Genomic DNA, 15,371 nt, shown 5'->3' with positions numbered 1-15,371 from the left:
GATGGAAGGGAAAGAAGATGATTGATATTCACTCACACATCGTGTTTGGTGTGGATGATGGGTCTAGCAATCTTGAGGAGACACGTGCTCTTCTTGAGGAAAGTTACCGTCAAGGAGTTCGGACGATTATTTCGACCTCACATCGGAGGAAAGGGATGTTTGAGACCCCAGAAGAAACAATTGCTACGAATTTTCGAGAAGTTCAAAAGCTCGCTCACGAAATCGCACCGGATTTAACGATTTTATATGGGGCAGAAATCTATTATACCAGTGATATTTTGGAAAAATTGGAGAATAAATCCATTCCAACCCTTGCTGGAACGAGCTATGTCTTGATTGAATTTAGTATGAATACAACGTACAAGGACATACAAGCAGGTCTTAGTAACCTATTACGCTTGGGTTTAACACCTGTACTAGCTCATATTGAACGCTATCATTGTTTAGAGAAGGATGCGAAAAAGGTACAAGATTTGATTGCCATGGGCTGTTACATGCAAGTCAATAGTTCCAGTGTTCTCAAACCTAAATTATTTGGGGATAGGTACAAGTTTATGAAAAGACGGGTACGCTTTTTCCTTGAGCACGGTCTGGTCCATTTTGTAGCAAGTGATATGCATAGTGTCGATCATCGAACCACTTATATGGCTCAGGCTTATGAAAGCATTTCAGCGCAATATGGAGAGTCGTATGCCCAGAAGTTATTTAAAGAAAATCAACAATTGTTGTTAATAGATCAACTAGTATAGGAGAAAAAATGAATCAACAAGCCACTCCAGGGCTAGAAATTGATATTCTAGCCTTATTTCGAATGATTTGGAAAAAGAAGGTATTAATCCTCACCTCTGCTTTCTTGGCAGGAATTCTTTCGTTTGCTTACAATGTATTATTAGTAACGCCACGCTACGAGAGTACAACACGAATTTATGTTGTTGGTCGTCAAAATAATGAGGGGGCTACGATTACCAATCAAGATTTGCAAGCAGGATCCTACCTTGTAAAAGACTACCAAGAGATTATCCTGTCGCAAGATGTATTGAGAAAGTCTATCGATGAGTTGGGCCTTAATATCGCGCCTGATAAACTATTGGCTAAAATCAAGGTAGTTGTACCGACAGATACACGGATTATATCCATTACTGTAATGGATAAAGATCCGGAAATAGCAGCAAAGATTGTGAATACTTTTCGACAAAAAGCAGCTGAAAAAATCCTTGAAGTAACAAAGGCTTCAGATGTCACATTAGTTGATGAAGGGGTTGCGGCAACGACTCCTTCAGCGCCTAAAGTAAAGCAAAATACAGCAATCAGTTTCTTGGTCGGTGCTGCCTTGATGACAGCTATAGTAGTAATTGTTGAACTGATTGATGATCGAGTAAAACGTCCTGAAGACATCGAAGAAGAAATGGGAATGACATTGCTTGGAATCGTACCAAATATTGACAAGCTGAAGTAAGGGGAAGAAATGCCAGTTTTAGAATTAAATCATAAAAAATTAGCTGATTTTAAAAAAGCAGAAGAATATTACAATGCTCTCCGAACGAATATCCAGCTAAGTGGGGCAGATATAAAAAGTATAGCCGTCAGCTCTGTCAATCCGGGCGAGGGAAAATCAACTACCTCAACTAATCTAGCCCTTTCCTTTGCACGTGCAGGTTATCGTACCTTGTTATTGGATGCTGATGTTCGTAATTCAGCTTTATCCGGTGTTTTCAAGGCACGTGAACGCATTACTGGTTTAACAGAGTATTTAGCTGGAACAGCCGATTTGTCGTACGGACTCTGTGATACAGTTATTGAAAATTTGTCAGTGATTACGGCAGGAAGCACCTCGCCCAATCCGACTGCTTTGCTACAAAGTAAACAGTTCGGCAACATGATGACGATTTTGCATCAGCATTACGATTATGTCATTGTTGATACACCGCCGATTGGTTTGGTCATTGATGCGGCAATTATTACGCAAAACTGTGATGCAAGTATTTTGGTAACGGAAGCTGGAAGTGTTCATCAAAAAGTATTAGCAAAAGCGAAAGAGCAATTGGAACAGACACGTAAACCATTTTTGGGCGTCATTTTAAACAAGTACAATGCACAGCTTGATAAGTATGGATCGTATGGCTCCTACGGGGATTATGGGAAGAGATAAGAAAGTTTAGGAATCGAATACTTATGCTGTCGAAGTTTTTGGACACTACAATTTTGAGTGCCAATAATTGTATGCAACCATTCAATTATCGTTGCAGCCAGTCACAATGAATTTGATTTGATTCTGAAATGCTCACGGTACTATGTATGATTAACGGGTAGATTGGGGATAAAAAATAGCAATTTTATAATTAGCCAACATTGTAAAACGAAGCGCAAAAAATATAGTTCTAGATGTTGAGAAATAAATAATGAGAGATATATGAAAAAAATTTTAATTACAGCAACGACAGCTTATATGATAAAGTCTTTTGAAATCCCTAATATTCAACTATTGCAAGATATGGGATATGATGTAGAAGTTGCAGTAAACTTTGATAAGTCTCGAAATCCTATGGATGAACAAAGTATCGAGAATTTCAAAAAGAGCTTGTCAGATATTGGTGTTAGATTTTATGAGGTACCTTTTACAAACTCTATTAGTAGCGTAGGAAAACATGTAACGGCTTATAGGAAAATAAAAGAACTAGTAAAAAGCAATCAATACGTTGCTGTGCATACACATACACCGTTTGCGAGTGTTATCACAAGATTAGCGCTTCGGCACTTTAAAGATATCAAGAAAATTTATACAGCACATGGTTTCCAGTTTACTAAAGGGAGTTCAAAATTAGATTGGCTCATATTTTACCCTATAGAAAAATATATGTCGAAGTATACAGACGTTTTGATTACCATTAATCATGAAGATTATACTCTTTTGACGGATAAAAAGTTCTCGATGAAGAAATCGTATCTGATAAATGGTGTAGGCGTTAGTGATCAAATATTTTATAGACTATCTAAAGAAAAAATCAATGAAATCAAAAATGAGCTGGGCATCACACCACATAGAAAAGTGTTGTTGTATGTCGCATCATTTACATCTAGAAAAAACCATGCTTTCTTACTTAAGGTGCTTGATAAAATGAAAGCACAAAATCCAAACATTTTGCTCCTTTTAGCTGGCAGCGGAAATGAAGAAAACAAAATAAGAGCGCTAGTTTCCGAAAAAGGTTTGGAAGACCATATAAAATTTGTAGGGGATACCTCAAGTATTAATGAGCTAATGAATAGTAGCGATGTGTTAGTATCTACCTCTAAAAGAGAAGGTTTACCTGTTAATATTATCGAAGGCATGCTAGTTGGTTTGCCTTGTGTTGTAAGTAACGTTAGAGGTAATAGAGATTTAGTCGTAAATGAAAAAAATGGCTACGTACTCCCTTTTGAGGCTGAAGTGTTTGCCGATAAAATTCTCGGTATCTTATCAGATGAAACGGAATATAAAAAAATGTCAGATGCATCTTTAGAGCTTAGCAAGCGATATACGTTAGAAATCATAAGAGAAGAAATGACATCAATTTATTTGTCTATACTAGGTGACGAGAGTAGCAAGATATAGGAGGATGGTAGTGGAATTTAAAATCAATAAATATAGCTTGCTTACTGTTCTCTTCTATTTCACAATGACAAGTATTTTTTTCTTATTATCGCTAGAAAAAAATATGGGAGTATCCTTTGCTCTTTTTGGAAAAGGGGATGACTCCCTCGTTTATTGGTCTTTTCTTCAAAATAAATTGGAAGGGCTCCCCTACATAAAAACATCAATCTATGTTGATTTTATAGGTTTTTTTATTCAAATAACAGGTTTTAACTCTCCTTACTTTGTCAGGATGTTAAATATAGTTGCTCTAGCAACACTTATCCTTTATAGTAATCGATTAGTTCGGTTGCAATCAGCTAGTGAGACAGCTGTAAAATTTTCCAATATGATTCTGATGTTTTACGCTTCTTTATTAACCATTGTTACACTGGGGATTTATAGAGATGTATGGATTTATTTATTCTTTATGATGACTGTTTATTATAGTTACGATGTTTTATCTACTCGACGTGTAGCATCGTTGGTAATGCTTGCTGTTAGTTTTTATTTTCTATTTGGTTTTAGGGGATATGCAGCGTTTTCTGCTGTACTTGGCATGTGCGTCTATTTATTTTTTAAACATGTCACAAACTATCGACGTTTATTGCTCCTAGCAATTGGTCTTTTTGCCATCTATTATACATTTTTTAAACATTTTGAAATAGCCGGCTTTAGTCTGACAAATGCGTTGGAATACAGAAATTTAAATATGACAGAGTTCTCAGGGGGATCTAATTTAAATATACGCTTGGATGTAGAAAATATTTTTGTGTTTTTGTTTAACTATGCCCAATCTTATTTATATAATTTGCTATCACCTTTTCCCTGGCAAATAAAAGGATTGGGGACACTTTTAGTTTTTGTAACAGAGTTTTTCTTCATGGTTGCCATGTTATTCTATATTTATAAAAGGAAAAGTTCAATCTCTCAATTAGGAAAATATACGTTGATTCAGGCTTTTGTATGGAACATGATGATAGCTTTTACAAATGATAATATAGGAACAGCGTCAAGGCTTAGAGTCATCTCCTGGATACTTATTATTGGGGTGTTTGTCTCTCTTTATGATAAGGAACAGAAAACAATAAGGTTAAATAATTATAATGAAGCAATCTAGAAGAAAAATACTACACTATGTTAGTGTGTGGGGGAATGGTGGTGTAGAGAAAATTATTACGAACATCATACAAAAAACAAGCGACAAATATCAACATGATTTATTTGTCGCACGCAATTATATGAATGATAATATTTATGAAACGCTATTAAAAAAACATCACGTCAATATTTATATCAATAAAGAAAAAAGTATTAGCAAGGGCTTGAAAAATGTGGCCTCTCAACAGTCATATGACCTTGTTCATATTCATACGGCGCATAGAGTTGAAAATGCTAAGGCGATTATTACGAAATTTGCTTTTCCAAGAGCTAAAGTAATCGTATATTGTCACACAGTATCACTAAGCGATGGAACTTTTAAATTAAAAGTAAGAGAGTGGTTGGATCGTTTAGGAGTGGGTTACTTGTCACGATTTTTTGTTGATAAAAGTTTAGCCGTTTCGAAACTAGTGCTTGAGGATGCTTTTTTTAAGCAGGATATTCAAGTATCGAAAGCGAGTATCTTTTATGCAGGAATCGATATGCAGGGCTATCAATTTGATGAACACATTCGAGAATCTACTAGAAAAAGTTTAGGTGTTGAAAATGATGAGTTATTGTTAGGCCACATCGGTCGAGTAGCGATGTCTAAAAATCCACTGCAACTATTAGATATTATTATCCCTTATTTAGAGCAACATCCTAAAGCGAAATTTTTGTATATCGGTAAAGGAGATATGCAAGAAATTGTTGATAAACGGATTTTGGAAAGTACTGTTAAAAATCGTATTTTAAGAATCGAACAGGTTAAAAATTCTAAAAACTATCTGATGGCAATGGATGTGTTTGTCTTACCATCTCTTTCGGAAGGATTGCCGCTAGTTGCTTTAGAAGCGCAGACAACGGGGCTTTCTTGTGTACTCAGCACAGCTATCTCTAAAGATACTCAAGCAACTGATCTAGTATCTTTTGTTGAGTTGACAGCCCCAATAAATGCATGGCATGTCCATTTTAAAAAGACAGAAAATAATAGAGCTGATTATTACGAAACAATGTGTACTAGTGAATTTAATGATACTGTAGCGATGGATAAATTGAATAGGTTGTATAGTGATTTATTGAAAACTAAATCATAGGAGAAAGAAAATGAAAGTTCTGCATTTGTTGAGAAGCAATGTATTTTCAGGAGCAGAAAATGTCGTATGCCAAATTATAAAATTTTTTTCGAAAACGGACATACAAATGGTTTATACTTCTCCTAAAGGGCCGATACAGGAGGCACTAGCAGAAAAAAACATTGACTATTTATCTCTGGAAAAACTAGGTATAACAGAAACAATGAAGCTAGTTCAAGAATATAGTCCGGATGTTGTTCATGCGCATGATGTGACGGCTAGTATTGTAGCGGCACTAGCGTGTCCTAAATCGATTAGAATCATCTCTCATATTCATGTCAATCACGCGAATATGGCAAAAATAAATGTAAAAACATTGCTATATCATTCGTTTTCCAAGAGATTTGACAAGATAATTTGGGTCTCTGATTCCTGTTATAAAGAGTACCGCTTTAAAGATAAGATTGCTCAAAAGAGTATTGTTTTAGCGAATGTAGTTGATGGAGAAGATATTCAGAAAAGAAGTGAATTAGTAAAAACTGAAAACTACGATATCATCTATGTAGGTAGATTAACCGCTCAAAAAAATCCTCTAAAACTGTTAGACGTTTTGGAAAGGGTTATTGTTAAACAGTCTGATGTCAAAATTGCTGTAATAGGTAGTGGAGACATGAAAGAAAAAGTCTTAGAAGTGGCTAAAGAGAAAAAATTGTTAAGACATATAACCTTTTATGACTTTATCCTTAATCCCTTACCTTACTTAAAGAATGCTAAGGTGATGGTGATGACGTCTAAATTTGAAGGGCTACCTATGGTTGCTTTGGAATCTTTAGCGCTAGGAACGCCTGTTGTTTCGACTCCGGTTGATGGATTGAAAGAGGTTGTTGAAAATGGTCTTAATGGTTTCTTAGCAGAAGACAGTCAGGCATTAGCTGACAAGATATTCGAGATTGTTTCTGACGAAGCCCTCAGAGAGAGATTATCAAAAGGAGCTGCAAAAAATTTTGAGAAAATCAATGATATTGCAAACTATAGAAATCAACTGGATAGGATATACCGAAAGTATGACGGTTAAGGTCGTGGTAGTTGAAAAATAAAGTAGGAATTTTTTATGAAAGTTGTGATTATTTGTCATCAAGCAGATAAGGTATCTTGTGAAAATGAAGTGAAAGAATTTGTAAAGCTCAACTATCCAACAAGTCAGATAGGAGCTTGTATGACGTATGAAGAATGGCTAGGAAGAAGAGGTAGCCTGAATGAAAATGATACGATACTAGCTTATAAGTTAACATCTGATTTATTGGAAGAATTAGCTATAGATACTTTTGCTAAAAATTATAATTTAGTAGTTATTCCAAACAAGGGACAACTATTATTAACAAATCCAAAGATTTCGTATGTAGACGATATACCTGTTTTTAATTATGGGTATTCAGTGAGAAATTCTAAGAAGATTCAACTGGCCATTAAGAGATTTATCGATATAGTACTGAGTGCTATAGCCCTAATACTAGTTTGTCCGCTATTACTACTAGTAGCAATAGGCATAAAATTACAAGACAGAGGTCCAGTGTTGTATTCACAGGACAGACTTACATTGAATGGAAAAGTCTTTAAAATTTTTAAGTTTAGAAGCATGATTACGGATGCTGAAAAAGTAGGGGGACCTCAATTTGCCCAAAAGAACGATAGCCGAATAACGCCTATCGGAAGTTTTTTGAGAAATACCCGTATTGATGAGCTGCCTCAGTTATTCAATGTTCTTGTCGGAGACATGTCTTTAGTTGGTCCTAGACCTGAAAGGCCAGAGATTGTTGCTAGTAAGTTAGCTGAAATCCCTGATTTTAATGAACGATTAAAAGTAAAAGCGGGATTGACAGGACTGGCTCAAGTCGAAGGAAAATACAATACAGATTTAAAAGATAAGTTGTTATTAGATATACTTTATATAACTCGGTTTAACTTATTGCTAGATATGAAAATTATGTTGAAAACAATATGGGTTTTGTTTTCCAAAGTGAAAGCCGAAGGAATTAGCGACTAAAGATGGGGAAATAAGTAACATGACAACAAAAACTAGGACACAGCGGGCATTTTATAATTCTGCTTCTAGTCTCGTTCTTTTTGTAGCAAAGTTGATACTGCAATTTATCAACCGAACTTTGTTTATTACTCTTCTCGGAATTTATTATTTAGGGCTGAATGGAGTATTTGCTAATATTTTAGGAATGCTCTCTCTTGCTGAGCTGGGATTAGGAACTTCGATAGTCTTTGCACTTTATAAGCCGATTGCAGAAGGTCGTAAAGGAAAAATATTGGTTTATATGAATCTGTACAGGAAGGTGTATAAATTCATTGCTTTTATTATCTTGGGGTTAGGAATACTAGTTTTTCCATTTTTGCCAGCTATCCTGCAGGTTTCTCAGTTGAGTACCGAGGAGACAATGATCTATTTCCTATTTCTAGTTAATTCGATTATTGGTTATTTACTGTTTTCATACAAAAGAAGTCTCTTGATTGCTCACCAAGAGAATTACATTGTTTCTTGGCTTGATTTCGGATTTTTTGCTGCTGTGACGTTTTGTCAATGGGGTGTTATGTGGTTGACACATAACTATATTTTTGTGCTGTGTTTAACGCTGACCTCGACGATTTTATCGAATCTCGTAGTTGCCTTTGTGGCGGATAACAGACATTCCTTAAAGAATATAGTACCAGAGCCCTTAACCCAAGAGGAAAAGACTTCCTTGAAGAAGAATGTCTTGGGCAATCTCGCAGGCAATATTGCAAGCGTTGTTGTTTTTAGCACAGATAATATCCTCATTTCATCCTTTATTAGTGTAACGACAGTCGGCTTATATTCCAATTACACAATGATTACGAACTCTTTTACCAATATGCTTTCTCAGGTAATGGGTTCACAAATAGCTTCTGTTGGTAATTTAATTCATACTTCTAATTCAGATAAAGTGTATACTGTATTTAAGCGTTATCAGTTTGTAAATTTTATAATCTCTTATTTGGTCTCGCTCCTTATTTTTATCCTGATTAATCCATTTGTTACCTTATGGTTGGGAAAAGAATATCTGTTTCCAGTAGAAGTAGTAGCTTTATTAAGCATTTATTTGTTTCTTCAAACCTATCGGTATGCTGGATTTATCTTATATGGTGCCTACGGTCTATACTGGGAATCGCGCTATAAGCCGATTGCTGAAGCAGTGTTGAATCTGGCTTTCTCCATGCTCTTTTTGGTAGGGTTTAAAAGGGGAATTGAGGGGATTTTATTGGGAACGATTGGCTCGACTCTTCTGACTAATACCTGGTTTGAACCCTATATTATTTTTAAATACGGTCTGAAGCGTCTGGTAAGAGAATACGTATGGATCAATACCAAACAGTGGCTGCTCTTTTTCACTACCTTAGCTGCCCTTTATTTCCTATCTCCTCAGCAGTGGTTCTCAAACAATGTGCTGAGCTGGTTCTTGCTGGCTCTGGTGTCAGGACTTTCCTTGCTGGCGATACTCTTCCTTGTGTTCTGTCAAAATGAGGAGTTCAAATGGTGGGTAGCCTTCATTTCAAAAAAGGTTTTACGAAAACATGACTAATGAATGCTATGCTAAGTAAAAGATATGGTCTTTGATGATTGTCAAGGGCTATATCTATTTTTTCATTAGAATCCAAGCTTGTCTAAAATAAAAATAGGAAACACCTTGCGATTTCTACATTTTTAATGCATAATGTAAGAAAGTAAATGCTATTTTATCTCTCTTAAAAGGAGGTCTGTCTATGCTAACCATTACCCAAATGCTAACAGATGATGAAAAAGAAGGAAAAGCCTATGTTCACTGGAAAGCTTGGACAGAAGCTTATTCACATTTACTACCTGAACATTTCTGTCAAGAGTATACCGTGGAACGTTGCCGTAAATGGGCTTTTGATTACCCAAATGATGTTTTTGTCGCGAAGATAGAGGATAAGATTGTCGGCTTTGTTTGCTGCGCAGCCTCTCTTCAGGAAGATTTGAAAGGTACAGGGGAGATTTATGCTATCTATATTTTGGAAGAATACTACGGACGTCAAATCGGCTACCGCTTGATGCAGTTTGCCTTGGAGCAACTGAAAGATTTTCCGCAAGTAGTCCTCTGGGTGCTGGACGGCAATGAACGGGCTATCTGCTTCTACGAGCGAGTTGGATTTCGCTTTGATGGAGCCACCAAGATTGTCCACCTAGGAAAAGAAATGCTCGAAAAAAGAATGGTGTATCAACGATAAGGAGGGTGTATGTCACGAAAAGAGATGGTCACATTGACCAATATGTGTCTAATCGAAGATAGCAAGGGGCGCGTGGTGGTGCAGCGCAGGGATTCAAAAATGTATCGGTGGTCTGGTCTTGCATTCCCAGGAGGCCATGTCGAAGCGTATGAGAACTTCCATGATGCTGTTATACGAGAGGTGAAAGAAGAGACGGGCTTGACTATTGAAAATCCGCAGTTAGTCGGGATTAAGCATTGGCCAGACAAGGATGGACATCGCTATCTGGTCTTTCTTTATAAGGCGACATGCTTTTCCGGGCAACTCCAGTCGAGTGTTGAGGGAGAAGTTTTCTGGCTCCCCAAAGTAGACCTGCCTCAGATGGATTTGGCCTACGATCTCCTTGAAATTCTAAAGGTCATGGATGACCCGAGTCTGTCGGAATTCTTTTATACCCAAAAAGGAGCAGATGGGGAGTGGGATCGGAATTTTCGGTAAGAAAGAGAAGACTTAACAGCAATGCTAGGTCTTCTTTTTTTGAATATGCATATTTTTATAAAAATGAATAAAAATACATTTTGTGATTGACAAATGAATAAAAATACCGTACAATAGGATTATCTTTTGAAAAGGGGAGAAAATACAATGAAAAAGATATGGAAAGTCCGATGATGTTTTGAGAAGATGAATACAGGTTCTAAGAGTAGCAAATAGGATTGAAGAATAGAAAAAGAGGAAGAAACATGAAATTGAAAAAGATGATGACAGCAGCAGTTGCTCTTGTAGCGGGTTTGACCTTGGCAGCTTGTGGTTCAGGCAGTAAGGACGCAGGCAAGGCACCCTTGGATAAGATTAAGGAAAAAGGGACCTTGGTGGTTGCGACCAGTCCTGACTATGCACCATTTGAATTCCAGACCTTGGTGGATGGAAAAAACAAGGTTGTCGGAGCAGATATTTTACTAGCAGAAAAGATTGCTGAGAAGTTGGGTGTTAAGCTTGAGGTATCTTCTATGAGCTTTGACAATGTCTTAAATAGCGTCCAAAATGGCAAGGCAGATATTGCGATTGCAGGGCTCTCTGTATCAGAAGATCGGATGAAAGTCTTTGACTTTTCGGAAGCCTACTACAAAGTTCAGGATATCTTGTTGGTAAAAAAAGATGTAGTGGGCAGCTACACCTCTATTGACAGCCTAGCTGGTAAAAAATTAGCCGTTCAAAAAGGAACAACTCAAGAAGTTTACGCTAAGGAAAATGTGAAAGATGCTAGCATCGTTTCCTTGACGCAAATGGGTGAAGCGATTAACGAGTTGAAATCTGGTCAGGTTGATGCGGTCTTGCTTGATTCTCCAGTAGCTTTGGGCTACATTACCCAAAATAAGGATCTCGCAATGGCAGAAGTGAGCTTTCCTGAGACAGAGGCTAATACCAAAGCGATTGTGATGCCAAAAGATAGCGGTAGCTTAAAAGAAGAAATCGATAAAATCGTGAAAGAATTGGTCGAGTCAGGCGAATACGAAAACTACTTGAAAGATGTAGCCAAGTACACAGCAGTTGAATAGAATAAAACCCCAGTCCAACATGTTGGATTGGGGTTTTAGAGTGATGAAAAAGTTCTAGCAAAAAGCAGCTGATGAGGCTCGCTCTGTAGCCCTATTTCATACTCACTAAATTTCAAAAATAGTTATTTCATCTTATACATATCCACTCTTTAAGAAACTGGATTGAATGAAGTGAGCCAAGACGATAGATTTGAAATAATGGAATGCCGAGCAACAGCAAAGTAGTTGCTCGGCATTTTTGAGACCTTAGGCTCAAGATTGCTTTAACAGTCCAGTGGACTGTTAAAGGTCGGAAATACAAGGTTGCTTGCGACCGCACTATTTAAGAAAGTACCCCAAAATGCTAACGTTGTTTTAATTGCATATCAGTCCTTTTTGGCTTGTTCAGGATTTATCCTTTCGAGGTAATAGGTGGTCAGCCGCGGAATGGTGATGCGGGCGCCATTGTCGTCTGCTTTTAGGGTAAAGTCTGCGGTTGGAATGGCGTTTGATGAAAAGACCAGTTTGTACTCAGCGCCTTCTGGTAAATCAAGTGGTAGATCGTAGATTTCCTGGTCATTGAAATTGTTGACCACGAGGATTTCTTCGACATCGCTGTAGCGACAGAAGGCGTAGCAATTGGCTTCTTCTAGGATTTTTGCCCACTTAAAGCCTTTTTCGTGGGCTTGGTAGTCGTATTTCCAGAAGGCATCATGTTTGCGGTAGAAATTGGTGAGCGACTTCATCATTTGGGCAAAGGATTGGTGGATTGGAAAGTCAAGGAGATTCCAGTCCATTTGGGTATATTCGTGCCATTCACGGATATGCCCCCATTCATTTCCCATAAAGAGTAGTTTCTTACCAGGGTGAGCAAAGAAATAGCTATAGTAGGCACGCGCTAGGTGGAATTTATCCTCATAGTCGCCATTCATCTTATTGACAATGGAGAGCTTGCCGTGAACCACTTCGTCGTGTGATAGTGGCAGGATAAATTGCTCACTTGGATTGTAGTACATGCCAAAGGTGATTTCATTGGTATGATGCTTGCGGTAAATGGACGGGCGTTCCATGTGCTTGAGAGTGTCATTCATCCAGCCCAAGTCCCATTTCATGTCAAAGCCAAGTCCGCCTTCTTCAAGGGTATGGGTGACTTTTGGATAGCTGGAGGAGTCTTCTGCAATCATGACCACACCCTTAAATTCGGTATGAATCAAGGCATTGACCCGTTTGATAAAGTCAATGGCAGTGTGGTTGAGCTTGTCGTCTTCTGTCTCTCCTCGCCAATAGAGGAGGTAGGAAAGCGCATCGACACGAATGCCGTCAAAATGGTATTCCTGAAGCCAGTATTTGATATTGGAGAGGAGGAAAGAACGGGTCACCCCTTTTCCAAGGTCGAAATTGGCCGTTCCCCATTGTTGATTTTCACGGTCGCCTTCCATTTCGTACTCGTAGAGCCAGCTGCCATCAAACTGGTAGAGTCCGTGTGCATCTTTACAAAAATGAAGTGGTACCCAGTCCAGAATGACCCCGATTCCTGCTTGGTGGCATTGGTCGATGAGGTATTTCAATTCATCAGGCTTGCCATAGCGGCTGGTCGGGCTATAGTAACCGGTCACTTGGTAGCCCCAAGAAGCGTCCAGCGGATGTTCGGTAATGGGCAGGAGTTCGATATGGGTAAACTGGTGCTCTTTGACATAGTCAATGAGGAGCGGAGCGATTTCTTTATAGGAATAAAAGGCGTCTGTTCCGTCGGCATTACCTGCGATTTTTTGTCTCCAAGAGCCTAGGTGGACTTCGTAGACCGAAACTGGTGCTTCTCTGAAGTCGTAGTTGACCCGCTCATACATCCAAGTATCATCTTTAAATTTATAGCGAGAGTTGTAGGTGGTTGACGCAGTGTTGGGGCGTAGTTGGCTAAAGAAAGCATAAGGATCTGCCTTATATAGCTCTCGTCCGTCACGAGTCACGATGAGGTACTTATAGTCCTCCAGTGATTTTAACCCCTCAACATAGAGCTGAAAGACTCCGTCTTGTTCTTTCTGCATGGGATGGGTCTTTTGCCAGTTGTTAAATGCGCCCACTAGAAAGACTGCTTCCGCATTGGGAGCAAAGACGCGAAATGCTGTCCCAAGAATCTTATTACGCTCCTTGATGATGTGGGCTCCGAATTTTTCATAGAGACTGGTGTGCTCACCAGTATGCAAATAATATAAATCAAGATCTGTGAAGGTCATAGATTCTCCTTTCTAGAAAATGATGAGGTTGGGACAAGGTTGCCCCAACCGTTGCTGTATAAATAGATGTCAATTCTAGAAGGTAATTTCCTTATAGAGATCAATATAGCGTTTCGCAGAGGCTGTCCAGCTGACATCTGCTGTCATGGCTTGTTGGATCAAGCGCTGCCAATCTTCTGGGCGATTATAGTAAGTATCAAGAGCTAAATCGTAGACTTGTTTCATATTGTAGGCATCCTTGCCCCAGAAGCTAAAGCCGCATCCTTCCTTGGTCACCCAATTGTAAGGGTGTACGGTATCGCGTAATCCACCTGTTTCCCGAACGAGCGGAAGCGTACCGTAGTGCATGGAAATGAGCTGGCTGATGCCACATGGTTCGAACATGGATGGCATGAGAAAGAGGTCGCTTGCGGCATAAATCTGATGTGCCAAAGGCTCATTGTAGCCTTGGTAGAAAGCAAATTTATCCGGGTGAGCACCTTTGAAATAGTGGAAGGCATGTTCAATGTCGGCCTCTCCATTGCCGAGAATGACGAATTGGACATGGGCCTGCAAGAGCTGGTTGAGAACTTCGGTCAAGAGATAGAAGCCTTTTTGCCAGGTCAAGCGGGAGACGATTCCAATCAAGATGACATGCTCGTCTTGAGGCAGACCAAACTGAGCTTGGAGAGCGAGTTTATTTGCTTTCTTTTCGTGAATGCTTTCAAGGCTGTAGTTATGAGCCAGATAGCTGTCTGTCTGGCTATTCCACGTATCGTAGTCGATTCCGTTGACAATTCCTAGTAAATCATGGCGGCGTAATTCTAAGACATGCTGCATGTGTTCGCCAAATTCTTCTGTTAGGATTTCCTGCGCATAGGTTTCAGATACGGTAGTTACCTTATCTGCGTAGAGAATCCCTAATTTCATAAAGCTGATACAGTCATCATGGAAGCGGGCAATACCGTCTACATAGTAGCTGTAATCCATCCCCAAGGCAGACCAGAGAGCTTGCTTGTTGAAAATCCCTTGAAAGGCTAGATTGTGAATGGTAAAGACATGCTTAATCGTACGAAATTCTTCACGATAGCTATAAAAGGTCCTGCAAAGGAAGGGAATCGCAGCTGTATGCCAGTCATGGCTATGAATGACGTCTGGGAAGTAGTTGAGAGCTTCTAATAAGCGACAAGTTGCATGCTGGAAGAAGCCAAAACGCATGGCATCATCGTCGTAGCCGTATAAGTCCTTACGTTCGAAGTAGTCTCGATGTTCGATGAAGTAGAAGGTTACTCCGTCTACGACCTGCTGATAGACATTAGCCATAGACTGAATATCGCCTGCTCGGACATCAAAGCTAGAGACATAGTCAAAATCAGCGTGATTGTTGACAGCGACTTTGAGATAGAGTGGAAGAACAACGCGAACGTCCATGCCTTGCTTGACGAGCTCTTTGGGGAGGGAGCCGATAACATCTGCCAAACCTCCCGTTTTAATAAAGGGAAGACCTTCTGAGGCGACAAAGAGAACAGATTTTTTGGACATAGTT

14 protein-coding genes are annotated in these 15,371 nt (G+C 38.9%); 12 read left to right on the top strand and 2 right to left on the bottom strand.

Annotated features, from left to right (window positions below; genetic code table 11):
- Positions 1–17 precede the first annotated feature (17 nt).
- The 12 genes from cps4B to CHF41_RS07870 all read left to right on the top strand — a co-directional run bounded on the left by cps4B (position 18) and on the right by CHF41_RS07870 (position 11,633).
- On the top strand, positions 18–749 hold the full coding sequence (gene cps4B, locus CHF41_RS07925) for a capsular polysaccharide biosynthesis protein Cps4B (protein ID WP_119876764.1): 732 nt from the start codon (positions 18–20) through the stop codon (positions 747–749).
- An 8-nt stretch (positions 750–757) separates the two neighbouring features.
- Complete coding sequence (locus tag CHF41_RS07920) at positions 758–1,456, top strand: Wzz/FepE/Etk N-terminal domain-containing protein (RefSeq protein ID WP_119876763.1); 699 nt, start codon at positions 758–760, stop codon at positions 1,454–1,456.
- A 9-nt stretch (positions 1,457–1,465) separates the two neighbouring features.
- On the top strand, positions 1,466–2,149 hold the full coding sequence (locus CHF41_RS07915) for a tyrosine-protein kinase (RefSeq protein WP_119876762.1): 684 nt from the start codon (positions 1,466–1,468) through the stop codon (positions 2,147–2,149).
- 261 nt (positions 2,150–2,410) lie between these two features.
- Positions 2,411–3,589, top strand: a complete 1,179-nt coding sequence (locus tag CHF41_RS07910; protein WP_119876761.1) for a glycosyltransferase family 4 protein — start codon at positions 2,411–2,413, stop codon at positions 3,587–3,589.
- 10 nt (positions 3,590–3,599) lie between these two features.
- Complete coding sequence (locus CHF41_RS07905) at positions 3,600–4,727, top strand: hypothetical protein (RefSeq protein ID WP_162911931.1); 1,128 nt, start codon at positions 3,600–3,602, stop codon at positions 4,725–4,727.
- Positions 4,714–5,844, top strand: a complete 1,131-nt coding sequence (locus tag CHF41_RS07900; RefSeq protein ID WP_119876759.1) for a glycosyltransferase — start codon at positions 4,714–4,716, stop codon at positions 5,842–5,844. The genes CHF41_RS07905 and CHF41_RS07900 overlap by 14 nt, the downstream gene beginning before the upstream one ends.
- 10 nt (positions 5,845–5,854) lie before the next feature.
- Positions 5,855–6,898, top strand: a complete 1,044-nt coding sequence (locus CHF41_RS07895) for a glycosyltransferase (protein WP_119876758.1) — start codon at positions 5,855–5,857, stop codon at positions 6,896–6,898.
- A 36-nt stretch (positions 6,899–6,934) separates the two neighbouring features.
- Positions 6,935–7,867 carry an exopolysaccharide biosynthesis polyprenyl glycosylphosphotransferase gene (locus CHF41_RS07890; RefSeq protein ID WP_119876757.1) on the top strand — a complete coding sequence of 311 codons (933 nt, stop codon included), beginning with the start codon at positions 6,935–6,937 and terminating at the stop codon, positions 7,865–7,867.
- Between the two features lie 19 nt (positions 7,868–7,886).
- A complete protein-coding gene (locus CHF41_RS07885; RefSeq protein WP_119876756.1) occupies positions 7,887–9,428 on the top strand; it encodes a lipopolysaccharide biosynthesis protein in 1,542 nt (513 codons plus the stop codon).
- A 181-nt stretch (positions 9,429–9,609) separates the two neighbouring features.
- A complete protein-coding gene (locus tag CHF41_RS07880; RefSeq protein ID WP_240622945.1) occupies positions 9,610–10,095 on the top strand; it encodes a GNAT family N-acetyltransferase in 486 nt (161 codons plus the stop codon).
- A gap of 9 nt (positions 10,096–10,104) precedes the next feature.
- Complete coding sequence (locus tag CHF41_RS07875) at positions 10,105–10,572, top strand: 8-oxo-dGTP diphosphatase (protein ID WP_119876755.1); 468 nt, start codon at positions 10,105–10,107, stop codon at positions 10,570–10,572.
- Between the two features lie 245 nt (positions 10,573–10,817).
- The gene (locus tag CHF41_RS07870; RefSeq protein ID WP_420852850.1) at positions 10,818–11,633 is read left to right on the top strand and encodes a transporter substrate-binding domain-containing protein; all 816 of its coding nucleotides are present in this window, start codon (positions 10,818–10,820) and stop codon (positions 11,631–11,633) included.
- A gap of 365 nt (positions 11,634–11,998) precedes the next feature.
- Here CHF41_RS07870 and glgB read toward each other — a convergent pair whose 3' ends face one another.
- Complete coding sequence (gene glgB, locus CHF41_RS07865; RefSeq protein WP_119876754.1) at positions 11,999–13,846, bottom strand: 1,4-alpha-glucan branching protein GlgB; 1,848 nt, start codon at positions 13,844–13,846, stop codon at positions 11,999–12,001.
- A gap of 75 nt (positions 13,847–13,921) precedes the next feature.
- Entirely contained in the window at positions 13,922–15,367 is a 1,446-nt protein-coding gene (gene glgA, locus CHF41_RS07860) for a glycogen synthase GlgA (protein ID WP_119876753.1), read from the bottom strand.
- Positions 15,368–15,371 lie beyond the last annotated feature (4 nt).

Source organism: Streptococcus respiraculi (assembly GCF_003595525.1).
Lineage (GTDB): Bacteria > Bacillota > Bacilli > Lactobacillales > Streptococcaceae > Streptococcus > Streptococcus respiraculi.
Note: the sequence above shows the minus strand (reverse complement) of the source record. Positions and strands in the feature narration are given on the sequence as shown.

What these genes read in the sequence shown, in the direction of transcription:
- glgB (WP_119876754.1), bottom strand. Translation starts at nt 13,846, where the DNA reads ATGACCTTCACAGATCTTGATTTATATTATTTGCATACTGGTGAGCAC.
- CHF41_RS07870 (WP_420852850.1), top strand. Translation starts at nt 10,818, where the DNA reads ATGAAATTGAAAAAGATGATGACAGCAGCAGTTGCTCTTGTAGCGGGT.
- CHF41_RS07910 (WP_119876761.1), top strand. Translation starts at nt 2,411, where the DNA reads ATGAAAAAAATTTTAATTACAGCAACGACAGCTTATATGATAAAGTCT.
- CHF41_RS07880 (WP_240622945.1), top strand. Translation starts at nt 9,610, where the DNA reads ATGCTAACCATTACCCAAATGCTAACAGATGATGAAAAAGAAGGAAAA.
- CHF41_RS07895 (WP_119876758.1), top strand. Translation starts at nt 5,855, where the DNA reads ATGAAAGTTCTGCATTTGTTGAGAAGCAATGTATTTTCAGGAGCAGAA.
- CHF41_RS07915 (WP_119876762.1), top strand. Translation starts at nt 1,466, where the DNA reads ATGCCAGTTTTAGAATTAAATCATAAAAAATTAGCTGATTTTAAAAAA.
- CHF41_RS07900 (WP_119876759.1), top strand. Translation starts at nt 4,714, where the DNA reads ATGAAGCAATCTAGAAGAAAAATACTACACTATGTTAGTGTGTGGGGG.
- cps4B (WP_119876764.1), top strand. Translation starts at nt 18, where the DNA reads ATGATTGATATTCACTCACACATCGTGTTTGGTGTGGATGATGGGTCT.
- CHF41_RS07890 (WP_119876757.1), top strand. Translation starts at nt 6,935, where the DNA reads ATGAAAGTTGTGATTATTTGTCATCAAGCAGATAAGGTATCTTGTGAA.
- CHF41_RS07920 (WP_119876763.1), top strand. Translation starts at nt 758, where the DNA reads ATGAATCAACAAGCCACTCCAGGGCTAGAAATTGATATTCTAGCCTTA.
- CHF41_RS07885 (WP_119876756.1), top strand. Translation starts at nt 7,887, where the DNA reads ATGACAACAAAAACTAGGACACAGCGGGCATTTTATAATTCTGCTTCT.
- CHF41_RS07875 (WP_119876755.1), top strand. Translation starts at nt 10,105, where the DNA reads ATGTCACGAAAAGAGATGGTCACATTGACCAATATGTGTCTAATCGAA.
- glgA (WP_119876753.1), bottom strand. Translation starts at nt 15,367, where the DNA reads ATGTCCAAAAAATCTGTTCTCTTTGTCGCCTCAGAAGGTCTTCCCTTT.